A 17,697-nucleotide genomic window follows, 5' to 3' on the forward strand; every position below is an offset into this window, starting at 1 on the left:
AAGAGGGTGAAAGAAGTATGGAGCGTGGGCAATTACAGCGTAAACCCAGAATAGTCGTGATCGGCGGTGGAACGGGGCTCTCGGTGATGTTGCGAGGACTGAAAGAGAAGCCAGTTGATATTACTGCTATCGTGACCGTTGCAGACGATGGAGGAAGCTCAGGTATCCTGCGAAATGAATTGCAGATGCCGCCGCCAGGCGATATTCGAAATGTGTTAACATCGTTAGCCGATGTCGAGCCTTTATTGTCGTTGATGCTTCAATATCGATTTCAGAACGGGACAGGATTAGCTGGACATAGTCTGGGAAATCTAATATTAGCTGCACTTACAGATATTACAGGTGATTTCGTAACCGCTGTGCAGGAAATGAACCGCGTATTCGCTGTGCGGGGCAGGGTTATCCCAGCTTCCAATCAAGCGATTGTCTTGAAAGCGTTCATGGAGGACGGAACTTTGGTCGTCGGTGAGTCCAAAATTCCGAAGGCGGACGGGCGGATCAAGCAAGTCTTCATCGAGCCTGCAAATGTAACGCCGCTAACGGATGCGATTCATGCGATTCGTGAGGCGGATGCGATTCTTTGCGGCCCTGGCAGTCTATATACGAGCTTATTGCCTAATCTGCTTGTGCCAGGTATTGTCGAAGAAATTATGGCTTCGAACGCGGTGAAATTATTCATCTGCAACGTCATGACACAGCCAGGCGAAACCGACGATTACTCAGTCAGTGATCATTTGGATGCCATCTACGATCATTTAGGGCAGCATTTATTTGATTATGTAATTGTCAATAATGGTGAAATTCCGCCTCAAGTGCAAGCGAGATATGCGGAAAAAGGTTCGAAAGCGGTTCATTTAGACTTAGACGAAGTGACGAAAAGAGGCTATCGCGTAATCGCTGATCGACTTGTGCTGTTCCGCACCTATCTTCGTCATGATGCCGAGAAATTGAGTGACCATATCTATCAGCTCGTCGAAAGCTGGCTGTTAAGGAAGAAGTGAGTCCCTTGTCCTTTGCGGCAACAACCAAAAAAGAATTAACGTTAATCAACGATTCCGAACCTTGTTGTGAAAAAGCGGAGCTGTCCGCGCTCATTCGCATGAATGGCTCTGTACAGTTAACGAGCCAGCGTGTTGTGCTGGACGTTTCTACGGAAAACGCAGCGATCGCGCGGCGTATTTACTCGTTGATTAAGAAGACGTATAATACCCACACGGAACTTCTTGTACGTAAGAAGATGCGTCTCAAGAAAAACAATGTTTATATCGTAAGGGTCCCTGGCCAAGTTCAGGAGCTGCTCAGCGATTTGAAAATTGTTTCCGAGGGATTCATTTTTACGACAGGCATTAATAAGGACATTATTCGCGGCAATTGCTGTAAGCGTGCTTATATGCGTGGGGCCTTTATGGCAGGAGGGTCCGTAAATAATCCGGAAGGTTCATCCTACCATTTGGAGATTGCCTCACTCTATGAAGAACACTGCAAGGCGCTAACGCAGCTTGCGAATAAGTTCGATCTCAATGCTAGATTTATCGAGCGAAAGAAAGGGTTCGTGCTGTACATCAAAGAAGGCGAGAAAATTATTGAGTTTCTGAGCATCATCGGTGCCCATCAGGCGCTGTTGCGGTTCGAGGATGTCCGGATCATGAAGGATATGCGAAACTCCGTGAATCGGATCGTGAACTGTGAGACGGCGAATCTGAATAAGACGATCGGGGCCGCTGTCAGACAGATCGAGAACATTCGATTGCTGCAGCGCGAAGTCGGCCTCGACAGTTTACCTGAGAAGTTAAGAGAGGTTGCAGAGATCAGACTTATGCATCCCGACTTGAATTTGAAGGAGGTCGGTGATATGCTAGCAGGCAGTGTAAGTAAGTCTGGTGTCAATCATCGGCTGCGAAAAATAGACGAATTGGCCGAAAAACACCGAAATTCGCAGATAAACTAGGCCCCAATAACACTCCCATAAGTTTTTCGCATTTTTTCTAGTGTACTTGAAGGAAAAATGCTATAATATTAAAACATAAGCTAAACGCTGTTATTTAGTAGTAATCCATATAAGCTCCACACTAGGGGGAATTAGTTCCATGTCCAGACGTCCAGTCGTTGTGAAGTTGAGAACAGGACTTCATGCCAGACCTGCGGCATTGTTTGTTCAAGAGGCGAATAAGTTTTCATCCGAGATCTTTGTTGAGAAAGATGAGAAGAAAGTGAATGCGAAAAGCATCATGGGAATTATGAGTCTTGCGATAAGCACAGGGACCGAAGTCTTCATAAGTGCAGAAGGTTCGGATGCCGAGCAGGCTGTAAACGCTTTAGTCACATTAGTCAGTAAGGAAGAGTTGGAAAACCAATAATCCTTTAAAAGCCTGCCTTTCGAGGGGGCTTTTTTGCAATTTTAAGGGGTAATCCCATTTCAGTGTGAGACGCCAAATTTGTTAACATTTAGTGAAATTAGCAACCTTTTTCACTTGGCTACGTCTAATAGACGTGGTCACGATGGATAAGGCTATTTGTAGTTCCTCCAAACGTGCCTATCTAAGCTTGGAGAAGGAGCCGTACAAATGAATCTGATGAAGAAAGAAATGACTGCTTTACTTGCTCTACTTTTATTTCTTGTCACCACGATCGGGGCACCAGCCGCACAGGCGGTATCCACAAGTTCGTCCTTTATTCTACTTTATATTGATAAGGCAGAAGCATTCGTCAATCAAGAGCAAATACACCTAGACTCGCCTGCAACGATTATTGATGGCAGCACCTTTGTTCCAGCCAAGTTTCTTGGCGATACGATGGGTTTCCAAGTGGAGTGGAACGATTTATCCCGTACCATCCAAATGGCGCCGCCAGGCTATAATATCGTGCTGGATTCCGATCATAAGACGGTGACGACGAATGGTGTCGATATCCCGTTCAATTCCGTAGCGGCAATCGTGAACGGCAAGCTTCTTGTGAAGCTGACGTGGTTGGCTGATTACATGGGAGCTAAGTACACGTACAACAGTGAACTTCGACGTGTGGAGATTGTCCATTTCAAAGCACCTGAAGGGATTTATATCAATCAGGACAGCAATTCACGTCCCGTAGCTAAGTTTTCCACAGCGAAGCCTACCTACAGGCTGGGAGAGCCCGTTAAATATGTGGATTTGAGCTATGATCCAGATGCTGAAGGGATTGTCTCCTATGACTGGACGGGTAAACAAGAAGCGTTCTTTAAGCCAGGCAGCTACCCTGTCACGTTAACGGTTAAGGATCGTCATGACCATGTGAGTAAGCTGTTTAAGAGCTATGTAACGGTCGTTAATGAACAATACTTAAGTGAAGTCGAATATCCGATTTATACGAAACCAGTTGGCGGATTTATCAAAACGAATTGGCCGACGATTTATTCGCATTTCACCGATATGCCGATGCTTCCGCGGGAAGTGAAAGAAGTGCAAGGCCGCTCACTGCTGGTGAGTGACAGTCCTGAGGAGTTCACAACGAACGGGATTCTGTATCAGGACAACATCAATGGCAAAGCGCGCTTGTACGCGGACCATATCAACGGCACGAATAAGAAGATGACGTTTGCGATTTTTGCAACGAACAATACGGATAAGCCGATTACGATTAAAACGACGAACAAAGGCGAGGTCTACCCTTCGGTATACGCGAATTTGATTGGCAGTGAAGCATCTGTCGATTTCTTGCTGAACAATGTGTATACCGACGAAATGACCGTGCTGCCTCACGCCAGTTATGTGTATGCGAAACTGCCGGAGTTCTACCCTGGCCAAGGGGTCAATTTGTTCTATGACGTCGAAACGAATGGCGAGCTTCAAATGTCCTTTATTGCAACGGATCAAATGCTAACAACGTCAACGGTAAAAGATCTGCCGCTGCTCTCCTTTAATGGCCATGTGCGCGGGACGTTCCCTGTATCTGAAATTCTATGGAAAGTGGATGCTTCAAGCTTCACGAAAACGTCTGTACTCACAATAGGGGACAACAAAACCGATCCATTCGTGAAGGGTTACGACGTCATGCGTAAGCTAGATGTGATCAATGGCGGGAATTACGGCGTCGTTTACAAAATCCATGCGGATAAGCCGCGCAAGATGGCTGTGATGATTATGGCCAGAGGCGGCGTATTCAAGGGACCATTTAAGATTAATGGTGAAATCATTCCTGTACCGTATTCCGGAGTCCTCACAGCGTTTGATGGCTTAGAGGTGCTAGCGCGTACGACAGGCACGGAAGATGCTTTAGATATTGAGTTCACGCCTCCAGCGGGCTCGGCATTCCCAATTGATTTGATTTTCTATCCACTCGAAGATAAGAAATAAGAAACTAAAAAACCAGCCGATCCCCCTGCTCAGATGAGCAGGGGATCAGGCTGGTTTTTGTATAAGTTTAGACGCGCTCGATGACTTTATCGATGAGTCCGTATTCCATAGCTTCGTGTGCGCTCATGAAGTTGTCGCGGTCTGTATCTTTCTCGATACGCTCGAATGTTTGACCTGTACGCTCCGCGAGGATCGTGTTCAGGTTGTCTCTCATTTTCAAAATGCGCTTCGCGCGAATTTCGATGTCTGAGGCTTGACCTTCTGCACCGCCTAGCGGCTGGTGAATCATCACTTCGCTGTTCGGCAGCGCGTAACGCTTGCCTTTGGCGCCAGCCGTGAGCAGGAATGCGCCCATCGAAGCGGCCATACCAACACAGATCGTGGATACGTCTGGTTTAATGAACTGCATCGTGTCGTAGATCGCCATACCAGCCGTGATGGATCCGCCTGGGCTGTTGATGTATAGCGAGATATCTTTATCAGGATCTTGAGCGGCCAAGAAGAGTAACTGAGCAATGATGGAGTTCGCCACAACATCGTTGACACCTGTGCCTAGGAAAATAATGCGGTCCTTCAGCAAGCGAGAGTAGATGTCATATCCTCTTTCACCGCGCGCGTCCTGTTCGACGACCATAGGAATAAAACTCATGAGAATGACCTCCTTGGGTTGGGTTACATACTATTTACAGTATCTACAAGTATGATAACGAAAAAACGTCCGAAGGTCAAGAAAGGTCAAACTAAACGCAAAAAAAATCAGCTTCAGCGCTGATTCGAGGTTTTTCATAACTGCGGTATTCGTTGTACGGTGTTGCTGGACGCGCCCGAAAGGAATCGAACCTTTATCTCAGGCTTCGGAGGCCTACGTCATATCCATTGGACCACGGGCGCATAAAAGTGAAGCAAGGGTTATTATAAGTCAGGTCCCCAGAAAAAGCAAGACAGAAAGCCCTTTCAGCCTAAATTGATGAAATTGTTTGAACAAATGTTGAATGTTGCACAGATTTTGGTTATAATAAGAAATGTAAATGCGAAACAAAATAAGTCAGATGCAAGGAACTTTTTTTTCACCCAGGTGGGACACAAAATGTATACCTGGGACACAAAACGTCCTACGATGGATCAGGAGCGAAAGTAATCGTCCTATGAGAGAGATTCTTGATATTCAGAAACAGCTCATGCCTGATCTTATGGACATCATGAAGAAACGCTACTCGATTCTGCAGCACATTTTAGTTTCCGGTGTCGTGGGCAGGCGGACGTTAGCGTCCTCACTCGATATGACAGAGCGCGTACTCCGTGGCGAAGTGGACTTCTTGAAGGAGCTAGGACTGTTGGAGTCCGATGCGACAGGTATGAAGCTTAGCGAGTCTGGCCATCAATTGCTAGAGGATATGCAGCCGATCATTAAGATGGCGTTTGGACTCACCGATTTGGAAGACAGTGTGGCAAAGGCTTTTCATTTATCGCAGGTGATTATTGTTCCTGGCGACGCGGACTCCTCAATCTTTACGAAGAAAGAGCTTGGGCGCGCAGGTGCGGCTGCTCTACGTAAGTATGTAGCCAAAGATGATATCATCGCGGTAACAGGCGGCTCGACGATGGCGCAGATTGCGAACCATTTGGTTCTCTCCTCTTCGATGAAAGGCAGTATGTTCGTACCTGCACGCGGTGGACTTGGTGAAAGCGTGGATATGCAAGCGAACACGATTGCCTCCATTATGGCGAAGAAAACAGGCGGTAAGTATCGACTGCTGCATGTGCCAGATCATCTTGGGGAAGAAGCGTATCAATCCCTCATTCAGGATTCGCAGATTCAGGAAGTTGTGGGCGCGGTGCGCAGTTGTCGCATTGTTGTGCATGGTATCGGAGATGCTATGGTCATGGCACGAAGACGTAAAGTCGATCCAGAGACTACGGACAGTCTGAGAGCGGAAGGTGCACTGGCGGAAGCGCTCGGATACTATTTTGACCGCCAAGGGAATGTGGTTCACAAGATGCCGACAGTTGGACTGCGGCTAGAGGATCTGCAGCGGGTGGAGGTTGTGATTGGTGTTGCAGGCGGTAAGAGCAAGGGCGAGGCAATTGCGTCAGTTCTCAGACATGGGCAGGAAGACGTGCTGGTAACCGACGAAGCGGCAGCTTTGGAAATTATGAAGCATGTTTAGCTAGTAAGATGACATCATAACGTATGCCTTATCTGGCTGCGTTTTGAAATATAATTATTCATGTAATCTTAGGAGGAATTGACGATGGCAACAAAAGTAGGTATTAACGGTTTTGGTCGTATTGGTCGTAACGTATTCCGTGCAGCATTGAACAACCCAGATGTACAAATCGTAGCAGTAAATGATTTGACAGATGTTAAAACACTTGCTCACTTGCTGAAGTATGATACTACTCACGGTAAACTTGACGCTACAGTTGAAGCTGGCGAAGGCGAACTAATCGTAAATGGCGTTTCCATCAAAGTTTTTGCTGAGCGTGATCCTGGGAACCTTCCTTGGGCATCTGTAGGCGCTGAAATCGTTGTTGAGTCCACAGGTATCTTCACAGCGAAAGAAAAAGCATCCCTTCACTTGAAAGGTGGAGCTAAGAAAGTTATCATTTCCGCTCCAGCTTCTGACGAAGATATCACAATCGTACTTGGTGTAAACGAAGACAAATACGATCCAGCAGCTCACACAATTATCTCCAACGCTTCTTGTACAACAAACTGTCTAGCTCCTTTCGCGAAAGTTATCAACGATAGCTTCGGAATCGTTAAAGGGATGATGACAACTGTTCACTCTTACACAAACGATCAATCCGTTCTTGACGTTCCACATAAAGATCTTCGTCGTGCTCGCGCAGCAGCTGAGAACATCATTCCTTCCAGCACTGGTGCAGCAAAAGCAATCGGTCTAGTTCTTCCTGAGCTTAAAGGCAAATTGAACGGTATGGCTATGCGTGTTCCTACACCTAACGTATCCGTAACAGATTTGGTTGTTGAGCTTAAAGTGAACGTAACCGTTGACGAAGTAAACGCAGCTTTGAAAGCAGCTTCCGAAGGCCCGCTTAAAGGTATCCTTAACTACACAGAAGAGCCGCTTGTATCCAGCGACTTCAATGGTGACCCAGCTTCCTCCACAGTTGACGCTTTGTCCACGATGGTAGTTGGCGACAACATGTTGAAAGTTGTTTCCTGGTATGATAACGAGTGGGGTTACTCCAACCGCGTTGTTGACTTGGTAGCTTACATCGCGAAAAAAGGTCTGTAATTTCATAATCATCCAAGATAAACGAATCCTTCGTCCATTACGGACGAGAGCGTTTATCCAGGTTGAATGAAGGATAAGTAGTATTCCTTCATTCAACTGAAAAACCACATGAAGGGGAGAAGCGATTCTCCTCTTTATGTGCGATTTACCCATATGAGAGATAGGCTGGAAGATACCCATACCCGTTCAGGAGGCTTTTAAGATGAATAAGAAAAGTGTTCGCGATGTTGAAGTAGCTGGGAAAAGAGTATTTGTTCGTGTTGATTTCAACGTTCCTGTAGAAAATGGTCAAATTACTGACGATACACGTATCAGAGAAACACTGCCAACGATTAAGTACTTAGTCGAGCAAGGCGCTAAAGTCATTCTTGCTGCCCATTTTGGTCGTCCTAACGGACAAGTGGTTGAAGAACTTCGTTTGATACCAGTTGCAGCTAGATTAGCTGAATTGCTTGGTCAAAACGTGGTCAAAGCGGATGTATCCGTAGGCGAAATCGTGAAAGCACAAGTCGATGCGCTTGAAAATGGTGACGTTCTCTTGCTTGAAAACGTTCGTTTCAACGAAGGTGAAGAGAAGAACGATCCCCAATTGGCGAAAGCTTTCGCTGAACTGGCTGACTTGTTCGTGAACGATGCTTTCGGTGCTGCTCACCGTGCACATGCTTCGACGGCAGGAATAGCAGCTTATATTCCAGCTGTTTCCGGTCTTTTGATGGAGAAAGAGCTTGAAGTTCTAGGCAAAGCGCTGAACAACCCAGAGCGTCCTTTCACAGCCATCGTGGGCGGATCCAAAGTAAAAGATAAAATTGCTGTCATTGAGAACCTCCTGAACATTGCAGATAACGTCCTTATCGGTGGCGGTCTGTCCTATACATTCTTGAAAGCACAAGGCTATGAAATCGGTAAATCACTTCTTGATAATTCGAAGCTTGATTTGGCGCTTAGCTTTATCGCGAAAGCAAAAGAAAAAGGCGTGAACTTCCTGCTTCCAGTGGATATCGTGGTTGCGGATAAATTCGGTGGGGATGCGAACGTTCAAATCGTTGATATCGACAGCATTCCTGCAGATTGGGAAGGCATTGACATCGGACCGAAAACGCGTGAGCTTTATGCAGACGTGATCGCGAAGTCCAAACTAGTTGTTTGGAACGGACCGATGGGCGTATTCGAAATCGAGCCATTCTCCCACGGTACGCGTGCGGTTGCAGAAGCTTGTGCGAAAACAGAAGGCTACACAGTTATCGGCGGTGGCGATTCCGCTGCAGCTACAGAGAAATTCCACTTGGCTGAGCAAATGAACCATATGTCCACAGGCGGCGGCGCTTCCTTGGAGTTTATGGAAGGTAAAGCATTGCCAGGTGTAGTCGCATTGAACGATAAATAAGACATTATTTTTCTATAAAAAGGAGTCTCTAACCCATGAGCAGAACACCGATTATCGCAGGTAACTGGAAAATGTTCAAAACGGTTTCCGAAGCGATCAGCTTCGTAAACGAAGTGAAAGGCAGCACAGTAGCGGGCGTGGAGAGCGTAATTTGCTCCCCTTTCACAAACCTTCCTGCGCTTGTTGAAGCAACGAAAGGCACAGACGTTCATGTTGGCGCACAAAACCTTCACTTCGAAGATAACGGCGCATTTACGGGCGAAATCAGCGGCGTTATGCTGAAAGATCTTGGCGTTGAGTATGTGATCATCGGTCACTCCGAGCGCAGAGCGTACTTCGCTGAGTCCGACGAAATCGTGAACAAGAAAGTCGTTGCGGCTTTCAAACACGGCTTGAAACCAATTCTTTGCGTAGGCGAGAAATTGGAAGAGCGTGAAGCGGGTCAAACGAAAGACGTTTGTAAAGTGCAAACGGAAGCGGCTTTTGCTGGTCTGAGCGCAGAGCAAGCGGCACAAGTTGTTATTGCGTACGAGCCAATCTGGGCGATCGGGACAGGTAAATCTTCCACAGCGGAAGATGCACAAGACGTGATCGGTTACATCCGAACATTGGTGAGCGGTCTGTACGGCGCAGGTGTAGCGGAAGCAGTCCGTATCCAATACGGCGGCAGCGTAAAGCCGAACAACATTGCTGAGTACATGGCACAGCCTGACATCGACGGCGCGCTTGTAGGCGGAGCGAGCTTAGAGTCCGCTTCCTACATCCAACTCGTCCAGGGGGCGAAGTAACATGTCCAGACCGAAACCGGTAGCACTCATCATTCTCGATGGCTTCGGACTCCGCTCGGAAGAGCAGGGGAATGCGGTTGCTCATGCCAAAAAGCCGAACTATGACCGTTACTGGTCCACTTTCCCTCATACAACCCTCACCGCTTGCGGTGAGGCTGTCGGTTTGCCAGAAGGCCAGATGGGGAATTCGGAGGTCGGACACCTGAACATCGGCGCAGGCCGTATCGTGTATCAGGATCTGACGCGGATTTCGAAATCGATTCGTGATGGCGAATTTTTCGACAACGAAACGATTGTAGGCGCACTTCGTCATGCCAAAAATAACGGCAAAAAGCTGCACCTTTACGGGTTGCTTTCCGACGGTGGCGTACACAGTCACATTCAGCATTTGTTCGCCCTGCTTGACCTAGCGAAGAAGGAAGAGTTCAGTGAAGTGTACATCCACGCATTCTTGGATGGCCGCGACGTGGCGCCCGATTCAGCGAAAGGTTACATGGAAAGCTTGCTGAACAAAATTAAGGAAGTCGGCGTAGGCAAAATCGCGACTGTTCAAGGTCGTTATTATGCGATGGACCGCGATAAACGCTGGGAGCGTACGGAGAAATCCTACCGCGCCATGGTGTATGGCGAAGGTCCAGCCTACACGGATCCGATGAAAGCGATCGTTGAATCCTATGAGAAATCCGTGTATGACGAATTCGTTATGCCAACGGTCATCGTAGGGGAAGACGGCCAGCCCGTTGGACTCGTCGAGTCAGGCGATGCGGTCATCTTCTTCAACTTCCGTCCAGACCGTGCCATTCAGCTTTCTCAGGTCTTCACGAATGAAGACTTCCGTGGATTCGATCGCGGTCCTAAAGCGGCTAAGAACCTGTACTACGTGTGTCTGACGCTGTTCAGCGAGTCCGTAGACGGTTTCGTAGCTTACAAACCGAAGGATCTCGATAATACGCTTGGTGAAGTGCTGGCACAGAACGGATTGACTCAGCTTCGCGCTGCGGAAACCGAGAAGTACCCGCACGTAACGTTCTTCTTCAGCGGCGGCCGCGACGCGGAGTTGCCAGGCGAAACGCGCTTGCTTGTTCCTTCTCCTAAGGTAGCAACGTACGATTTGCAGCCTGAGATGAGCGCATATGAACTAGCAGAAGCTGTCGTGAAGGAAATCGAAGCGGATAAACACGATGCGATTATTTTGAACTTTGCGAACCCAGACATGGTCGGTCACTCCGGATTGCTGGAGCCTACAGTGAAAGCGATCGAAGCGACAGATGAGTGTCTAGGAAAAGTTGTCGAAGCGGTTCTAGCGAAAGGCGGCGTTGTCTGCATCACAGCGGACCACGGAAACGCCGACGTCGTCACGAATGAAGACGGCTCACGCAACACAGCGCATACAACGAATCCAGTACCTTTTATTGTGACGGACAAATCTGTTACACTAAGAGACGGCGGTATTCTGGCAGATATTGCACCAACGATGCTAGATTTCTTGGAAGTGAAGCAACCAGAGCAAATGACTGGCGCTACAATTCTAAAAAGATAACTAAATTTATATTATTGAAGGAGTGTTTTATCACAATGACAATTATTTCTGATGTTTACGCACGCGAAGTATTGGATTCCCGCGGTAACCCGACTGTTGAAGTAGAAGTATACCTTGAGTCCGGCGCATTTGGCCGCGCAATCGTACCTTCAGGCGCTTCCACAGGCGCATACGAAGCTGTTGAGCTTCGTGATGGCGACAAAGGACGTTACCTTGGTAAAGGCGTTCTGAAAGCTGTTGAGAACGTAAACGAAATCATCGCTCCTGAAATCATCGGGCTAGACGCTCTTGATCAAGTTGGTATCGACAACAAAATGATCGAGCTTGACGGTACGAAAAACAAAGCAAAACTTGGCGCTAACGCAATTCTAGCGGTTTCCATGGCTGTTGCTCGCGCAGCAGCTGACGCTCTAGACGTTCCATTGTACGTTTACCTTGGCGGATTCAACGCAAAAACACTTCCAGTTCCAATGATGAATATCATCAACGGTGGGGCGCACGCTGACAACAACGTTGACGTTCAAGAGTTCATGGTATTGCCAGTTGGCGCACCAACTTTCAAAGAAGCTCTTCGCATCGGCGCAGAGATTTTCCATAGCTTGAAATCCGTATTGAAAGAAAAAGGCTTGAACACAGCAGTTGGTGACGAAGGCGGTTTCGCTCCTAACTTCGCATCCAACGAAGAAGCAATCACAACAATCCTTGCTGCGATTGAAAAAGCTGGTTTCAAACCAGGTGTTGACGTATTCTTGGGTATGGACGTTGCTTCCACGGAGTTCTTCAAAGACGGTAAATACCATCTTGAAGGTGAAGGCAAATCCTTCACTTCCGCTGAGTGGGTTGACTTCTTGGCTGCATGGGTTGATAAATACCCAATCATCACAGTTGAAGACGGCTGCTCCGAAGACGATTGGGAAGGTTGGAAATTGCTTACTGAGAAATTGGGGGGCAAAGTTCAACTCGTTGGTGATGACTTGTTCGTTACAAACACAGAGCGTCTTTCCACAGGTATCGAGCAAAACATCGGCAACTCCATCTTGGTGAAAGTTAACCAAATCGGTACGCTTACTGAGACTTTTGATGCGATCGAAATGGCAAAACGCGCTGGTTACACAGCAGTTATCTCCCACCGTTCTGGTGAGAGCGAAGACAGCACAATCGCGGACATCGCGGTTGCAACAAACGCTGGTCAAATCAAAACAGGTGCTCCGTCCCGTACGGACCGCGTAGCGAAATACAACCAACTTCTTCGCATCGAAGACGAGTTGTTCACAGTAGCTCAATACGCTGGTAAAAAAGCATTCTATAACTTGAGAAACTTCAAATAGTTTCTAACGTATGTAATAAAGGCGGGCAGGTGCTTACACCTGCCCGTTTTGGCGTATACTGGGAGTGAAGTCGTGCGATGCAAGGGAGGTCATGTTTTTGAGCAACTGGGTGAAAACGATTCTATTTCTGATAGGTTCCGCAGTGCTCACGCACTGGATCCCGACAGCGTTCTTCCGAAACTTGGACACGATGGTGCATGAGTTCGGGCATGCGGTGGTCACACTAGCATTGTCAGGAAAAGTCATGTACATTGAGCTGTACAGAGATCAAAGCGGTGTGACATTGTCCACGATGACGAAGTCATGGGCGATTATCCCTGTATCGCTTGCTGGCTATATGACGGCATCTATGTTTGCATGGTTCCTGTTTTCAGCCTATGCAAAAGGCAAGCAACGGCTGGGCTTACAGGTGACGGCGATCCTGTCCATTCTGTCTCTCGTCCTATTCGTACGCAACGGCTATGGCATAATGTTCTTGGTCGGTTTCATCGTGATCACGGTAGTCGTATTGGCGCTGACGCCGAAATGGCTGCGTGACTTCTACTATCTGCTGCTCGCGTTCCTCTGCTTGGAGGAGTCAGTGTTTGGACCCATTTCCTTAGTGCTATACGCGGCGCAAAATAGTGGAAAAGCAGGTGACGCCACCAATCTGGCGAATCACACAGGGGTTCCAGCGATCGTGTGGGCGATCGGCTTTACATTGTTTGCCCTCTGGTGTGCAAAGCAAGCGGTGAGTGCTTTTCTGGGGCGCAATAAAGGTGCGGCGAGGCGGAGCAGACCTGCAGCAGTATCGTCGTATCGGGAGTAACCTTGTATTTGTGGACGAACTGTGATAGAATACTCATGCTAGTTGTATAAGGCAAAGTATAGGCAATTGGGGTGCTAATATGTTAATTTTTATGAAAATTTTGTTAATCATAGCTTCTGTTGGATTGATCGCGATTGTCCTTCTACAAAAAGGAAAAAGTGCAGGCTTGTCCGGTGCCATTTCCGGTGGCGCTGAGCATTTATTTGGCAAGCAAAAAGCACGTGGTTTAGAACTATTGTTGTCTCGTACTACAATGGGGCTTGCTGCTGCATTTTTCATTCTTTCCATTGTCGTAGCCTACGTAGTGAAAGCTTAACACACATAAAACGATTACAGCAGGGGAACTATACTCCTGCTGTTTTTTCATTTTTTGCGTATGCAGGAGAAAGGAATGGGCCTCATCGAAGATCGTATTTATAAGTCGACAGAGCCTTTCTATTGGAGGGGGCATGGCGATAACCAAGAGACTGGCATCCTGATGATTCACGGTTTTACAGGATCTCCTTCGGAATTTCGACGAATCGGCTACACCTTGCGTGAGGAAGGGTACACCATTCAAGCGGTTCGATTACCAGGACATGGCACTTCGCCGGAAGATATGAGACGGACTGGATGGACGGATTGGTATGGGCATGTGCTGGAGAGCTACGATCAGCTTGCAGCGAACTGCAAGCGCGTGGTGATAATGGGACACTCCATGGGCGGTTTACTCGCCTTGAAGCTGGCGGGAGAGCGCGCTGCGGCGGGCGTCATATCGCTGGCTACTCCTATATTCCTGCATTCCAGGAAATCGGCGTGGGCAGTGATATTGCAATATTTTATACCTTACATAGCGAAGAAACCCAAGAAAATCTCCACCTTACTAGATGAGTCATGTGCTTATACCAAAACGCCGATTCGCTGTGTCGTCAGCTTAAGAAAGCTGATGAAGCAAGTCAAAAAGGCGCTTAATCGTGTAGAAGCCCCGATTTGGATCGGACAAGGGAATAAGGATGGGGTCGTCCATCCTAGCTCCGCAGCGTTTTTGCAGGACAAGGTGAAATCGCGGGTGTCGGAGCTGCAATTTTATAAGGAATCGACGCATGGGTTGCTGTTGGATCAGGAGCGGGAGCGCATATATGCGGATATTTCGGCGTTTATCCTTTCGCTGCAAGTGGCATACTATGGAGCAAGGGAATTAGGAACGGCGGACTAGAACAACAACAAGAAGGTGAATAGTAGCATGATCAAAGAAAATGAAATTATTAGTTTGATGCAGGAACAATCGTATAAACCGATGTCCTATAAAGAGTTGGAGAAGCATTTTGGCATTGGCAGTGCGAATGAGTTTAAAGATTTTATTAAAATGTTAAATGCGTTAGAAGAAAGCGGCCAAATTGTGCGAAATGCAAGTGACCGTTATGGCGTTCCAGAGCGGATGAATCTCGTGCGCGGGCGGTTGCAGGCTCATGCCAAGGGGTTTGCCTTTTTAATCCCTGAAGATCGGGAGCATCCCGATGTGTACATCAACGCGCATGACCTGAACACGGCGATGAATGGGGATATCGTTTTCGTCAAAGTTACCTCGCGCAGCCAAGGCGGCGGGCGTCTGGAAGGCGAAGTTGTGCGGATTATTACGCGGGCGAACACGCAGATTGTTGGTGTGTTTCAAAGTCAGGAAACATATGCTTTCGTGATTGCGGATGATAAGCGGATGACGCGGGACATTTTCATTCCGCAGCATGCGTTCATGGGAGCCGTATCTGGGCAAAAGGTCGTCGTGAAAATCGTGAACTATCCAGAGGGGCGTTCCGCTGCTGAAGGCGAAGTCATCGAGATTCTCGGTCATAAAGATGATCCAGGTGTGGATATTTTGGCTATCGTGCGCAAGCATCAGCTGCCAGAAACGTTTCAGCCTGAAGTGCTAGCGGAAGCAGATGCCGCGCCAGATGCGATTACGGAAGAGGAAATTATTAGCCAAGGGCGTCGTGATTTGCGCGCTAAGACGATTGTGACCATTGATGGCGAAGATGCCAAGGATTTGGACGACGCGGTCAATGTGGAGTTATTGGAAAATGGGAACGTCCGACTGGGTGTCCACATCGCCGATGTTAGTTATTATGTGCGCGAAGGTACAGCGCTGGATATTGAAGCATACAACCGCGGTTGTTCAGTGTATTTGACCGATCGCGTCATTCCGATGCTGCCGCATCGTTTGTCGAATGGAATATGTTCATTGAATCCGCGTGTCGATCGTTTGACGATGTCCTGTGAGATGGAGTTCGACCAGGATTTGAAGGTCGTGAAACATGATATTTTCACCAGTGTGATCAGAACGAGCGAACGTATGACTTACACGAATGTGCGCAAGCTGCTGACTGGTGAAGCAGAGCCCGAAATCGTTGAAAAGTATGCGTATTTGATGGAAGATTTCAAACGCATGGAAGAGCTGGCTGCTCGCTTGCGTTCCAGACGGATGAAGCGTGGAGCGATTGATTTCGATTTTGAGGAATCCAAGATTTTGGTGGATGCAGAAGGCAAGCCTACGGATATTGTGAAAAGAGAGCGTTCCGTCGCAGAAATGATGATTGAGGAATTCATGTTGGCCGCAAATGAGACGGTTGCGGAGCATTTCACATGGTTGAAAGTGCCTTTTTTGTACCGTGTGCATGAGGACCCTGATGCTGAAAAGTTGATGCATTTCATGGAGTTTGTGACGTCATTCGGATATACGATGCGCGGGGGCAAAGGCGGTGCTATTCATGCTCGCTCACTGCAAGCATTGCTGGAGGACATTAAGGATACACCAGAGGAAACGGTCATCAGTAAAGTGATGCTGCGTTCCATGAAACAGGCCAAGTATGATGCGCAGAGCTTGGGGCATTTCGGGTTGGCGGCGGAATTCTATTCCCACTTTACGTCTCCGATTCGTCGTTATCCAGACTTAGTTATTCATCGTGTGATTCGTGAGGTGCTCGAGAATGGCGGCACCTTGCCGGATCAGCGTCATGAGTATTTGGCTTCGCGTATGAACGATATTGCGCAGCAATCTTCAGAGCGGGAGCGCATTGCGGTTGATGCCGAGCGCGAGACGGAAGCGCTGAAGAAAGCACAGTACATGATGGATAAAGTCGGCGAAGAGTTCGAAGGCATTATTTCGAGCGTAACGGGCTTTGGTATGTTTATTGAGCTCGACAACACCGTTGAGGGTCTCATTCGGTTGAGTGATTTGACGGATGATTTCTATAATCATCACGAGCGGCAGCATGCCTTGATTGGCGAGCGTACCTCCAAGATTTATCGCCTTGGCGATAGCATTACCGTGCGTGTGGCACGTGTGAATATGGATGAGCATACGATCGATTTCGAATTGCTCGATATGAAGCCTCGCAAAGAGGGCGGATTCAGCCGCGGCGGCGGTGGCGGCAAGTTCAAAGGTGCTGGGGGATTCAAAGGCTTCCGCGGGAAGCCTGGTGCTGGAGGAAAAGATAAGGGCGGATCTGATAGAGGTAAGGGTAGATCGGATGGAAGACCTGAGAAGGGTAAAGGCGGGTACAAAGGTAAAGGTGGCTTTGCGAAGGCGCAGCCAGGCGAGCAAGTGCAGGGTCAAGAGCGCGGAAATGCGGGTCAAGGACGAAGAGATGGCGATGCAGGTCAAGAGCGAAATGATGGGCGTACAGGTCAAGGGCGAAAAGATGGTAGTGCAGGTCAAGAGCGAAGCAATGGCAGTGCAGGTCAAGAGCGAAGCAATGATAATGGCAATAGAGGTAAAAAGCGCAGCCGCAATGAGATGTTTGCTGCGCAGCGCATTGAAAATGCGGCGCGCGCACGTGGTGAGGGCGCCGCGGTAGGCTCCGAGCAGGGGCAAGGCTCTGCCGATGGAGCGGCGCGCTCGCGTCGTAGAGCTGGCAGCGGGGCGGATGGCACCAATGCTGGGGAGAGCGGCGCACGCGGCGGGAAGGCACGGCGTGGCAAGGGCGGCAGCACGCCGTGGAGCGAGAATCGCGGCAAAGGCGGGAAGCGCGGCGGTGAGAAGGTGGCGCCGCGCATCGGTGAAGGCGGAAGCCTCAGCCAGCGGCTGGCTTCCGTTGGGGCCGGCCGCACGGGCAGCGGCCGCGAGGGTTCGCTTGGGGGCGAAGCCCAAGCGGGCGGTGGCGGTGGCGCTGCTGCAGAGCGCAGCGGCATGGATTGGGCGAGCGGCGTGAACGCGCTCGCCAAGGGTGGCCGGCGCCGGAGCGACGACGGCGATGGAAGCAAGAAGCGGCGGAGATAGCGCCGGTTC

The 17,697-nt window shown here is 48.7% G+C and carries 15 protein-coding genes and 1 tRNA gene; 14 read left to right on the forward strand and 2 right to left on the reverse strand.

Annotation, left to right across the window (positions count from 1 at the left end; translation table 11 throughout):
• Window positions 1–17 precede the first annotated feature (17 nt).
• The 4 genes from MJB10_RS01360 (at window position 18) to MJB10_RS01375 (ending at window position 4,328) form a co-directional block, all read left to right on the forward strand.
• Entirely contained in the window at window positions 18–1,001 is a 984-nt protein-coding gene (locus MJB10_RS01360) for a gluconeogenesis factor YvcK family protein (RefSeq protein ID WP_314800837.1), read from the forward strand.
• A 5-nt stretch (window positions 1,002–1,006) separates the two neighbouring features.
• Window positions 1,007–1,948, forward strand: a complete 942-nt coding sequence (whiA, locus tag MJB10_RS01365; protein ID WP_314800839.1) for a DNA-binding protein WhiA — start codon at window positions 1,007–1,009, stop codon at window positions 1,946–1,948.
• Window positions 1,949–2,087: 139 nt separating this feature from the next.
• A complete protein-coding gene (locus MJB10_RS01370; protein WP_028555561.1) occupies window positions 2,088–2,357 on the forward strand; it encodes an HPr family phosphocarrier protein in 270 nt (89 codons plus the stop codon).
• Between the two features lie 207 nt (window positions 2,358–2,564).
• Window positions 2,565–4,328: a stalk domain-containing protein gene (locus MJB10_RS01375; protein ID WP_314800861.1), complete on the forward strand. Its 1,764-nt coding sequence runs from the start codon at window positions 2,565–2,567 to the stop codon at window positions 4,326–4,328.
• A gap of 67 nt (window positions 4,329–4,395) precedes the next feature.
• Here the strand turns inward: MJB10_RS01375 and clpP are convergent, their stop codons facing one another.
• Both clpP and MJB10_RS01385 read right to left on the reverse strand, forming a co-directional pair.
• A complete protein-coding gene (gene clpP / locus MJB10_RS01380) occupies window positions 4,396–4,977 on the reverse strand; it encodes an ATP-dependent Clp endopeptidase proteolytic subunit ClpP (RefSeq protein ID WP_314800862.1) in 582 nt (193 codons plus the stop codon).
• A gap of 170 nt (window positions 4,978–5,147) precedes the next feature.
• Window positions 5,148–5,219: transfer RNA gene (locus MJB10_RS01385), tRNA-Arg, on the reverse strand.
• Window positions 5,220–5,473: 254 nt separating this feature from the next.
• On the opposite strand from MJB10_RS01385, the gene MJB10_RS01390 reads away from it, so the two are divergent.
• From MJB10_RS01390 to rnr, 10 genes are all read left to right on the forward strand, one after another.
• Window positions 5,474–6,496, forward strand: coding sequence for a sugar-binding transcriptional regulator (locus MJB10_RS01390; RefSeq protein ID WP_314800863.1), 1,023 nt, complete (start codon window positions 5,474–5,476; stop codon window positions 6,494–6,496).
• An 84-nt stretch (window positions 6,497–6,580) separates the two neighbouring features.
• A complete protein-coding gene (gap, locus tag MJB10_RS01395) occupies window positions 6,581–7,588 on the forward strand; it encodes a type I glyceraldehyde-3-phosphate dehydrogenase (RefSeq protein WP_314800864.1) in 1,008 nt (335 codons plus the stop codon).
• 202 nt (window positions 7,589–7,790) lie between these two features.
• Entirely contained in the window at window positions 7,791–8,972 is a 1,182-nt protein-coding gene (locus MJB10_RS01400) for a phosphoglycerate kinase (protein ID WP_314800867.1), read from the forward strand.
• Window positions 8,973–9,007: 35 nt separating this feature from the next.
• Window positions 9,008–9,760 (forward strand): triose-phosphate isomerase, encoded by a 753-nt coding sequence (tpiA, locus tag MJB10_RS01405; RefSeq protein ID WP_314800871.1) that lies wholly within the window; start codon window positions 9,008–9,010, stop codon window positions 9,758–9,760.
• A gap of 1 nt (window position 9,761) precedes the next feature.
• Window positions 9,762–11,300 carry a 2,3-bisphosphoglycerate-independent phosphoglycerate mutase gene (gpmI, locus tag MJB10_RS01410; protein ID WP_314800874.1) on the forward strand — a complete coding sequence of 513 codons (1,539 nt, stop codon included), beginning with the start codon at window positions 9,762–9,764 and terminating at the stop codon, window positions 11,298–11,300.
• A gap of 35 nt (window positions 11,301–11,335) precedes the next feature.
• Complete coding sequence (gene eno / locus MJB10_RS01415) at window positions 11,336–12,628, forward strand: phosphopyruvate hydratase (RefSeq protein ID WP_314800884.1); 1,293 nt, start codon at window positions 11,336–11,338, stop codon at window positions 12,626–12,628.
• 91 nt (window positions 12,629–12,719) lie between these two features.
• A complete protein-coding gene (locus MJB10_RS01420; protein ID WP_397386603.1) occupies window positions 12,720–13,436 on the forward strand; it encodes a M50 family metallopeptidase in 717 nt (238 codons plus the stop codon).
• A 79-nt stretch (window positions 13,437–13,515) separates the two neighbouring features.
• On the forward strand, window positions 13,516–13,752 hold the full coding sequence (gene secG / locus MJB10_RS01425) for a preprotein translocase subunit SecG (protein ID WP_314800891.1): 237 nt from the start codon (window positions 13,516–13,518) through the stop codon (window positions 13,750–13,752).
• A 60-nt stretch (window positions 13,753–13,812) separates the two neighbouring features.
• A complete protein-coding gene (locus MJB10_RS01430) occupies window positions 13,813–14,631 on the forward strand; it encodes an alpha/beta hydrolase (protein WP_314800894.1) in 819 nt (272 codons plus the stop codon).
• Between the two features lie 27 nt (window positions 14,632–14,658).
• Window positions 14,659–17,688 (forward strand): ribonuclease R, encoded by a 3,030-nt coding sequence (gene rnr, locus MJB10_RS01435; protein WP_314800896.1) that lies wholly within the window; start codon window positions 14,659–14,661, stop codon window positions 17,686–17,688.
• Window positions 17,689–17,697 lie beyond the last annotated feature (9 nt).

It is taken from the genome of Paenibacillus sp. MBLB1832 (genome assembly GCF_032271945.1).
Lineage (GTDB): Bacteria > Bacillota > Bacilli > Paenibacillales > NBRC-103111 > Paenibacillus_E > Paenibacillus_E roseopurpureus.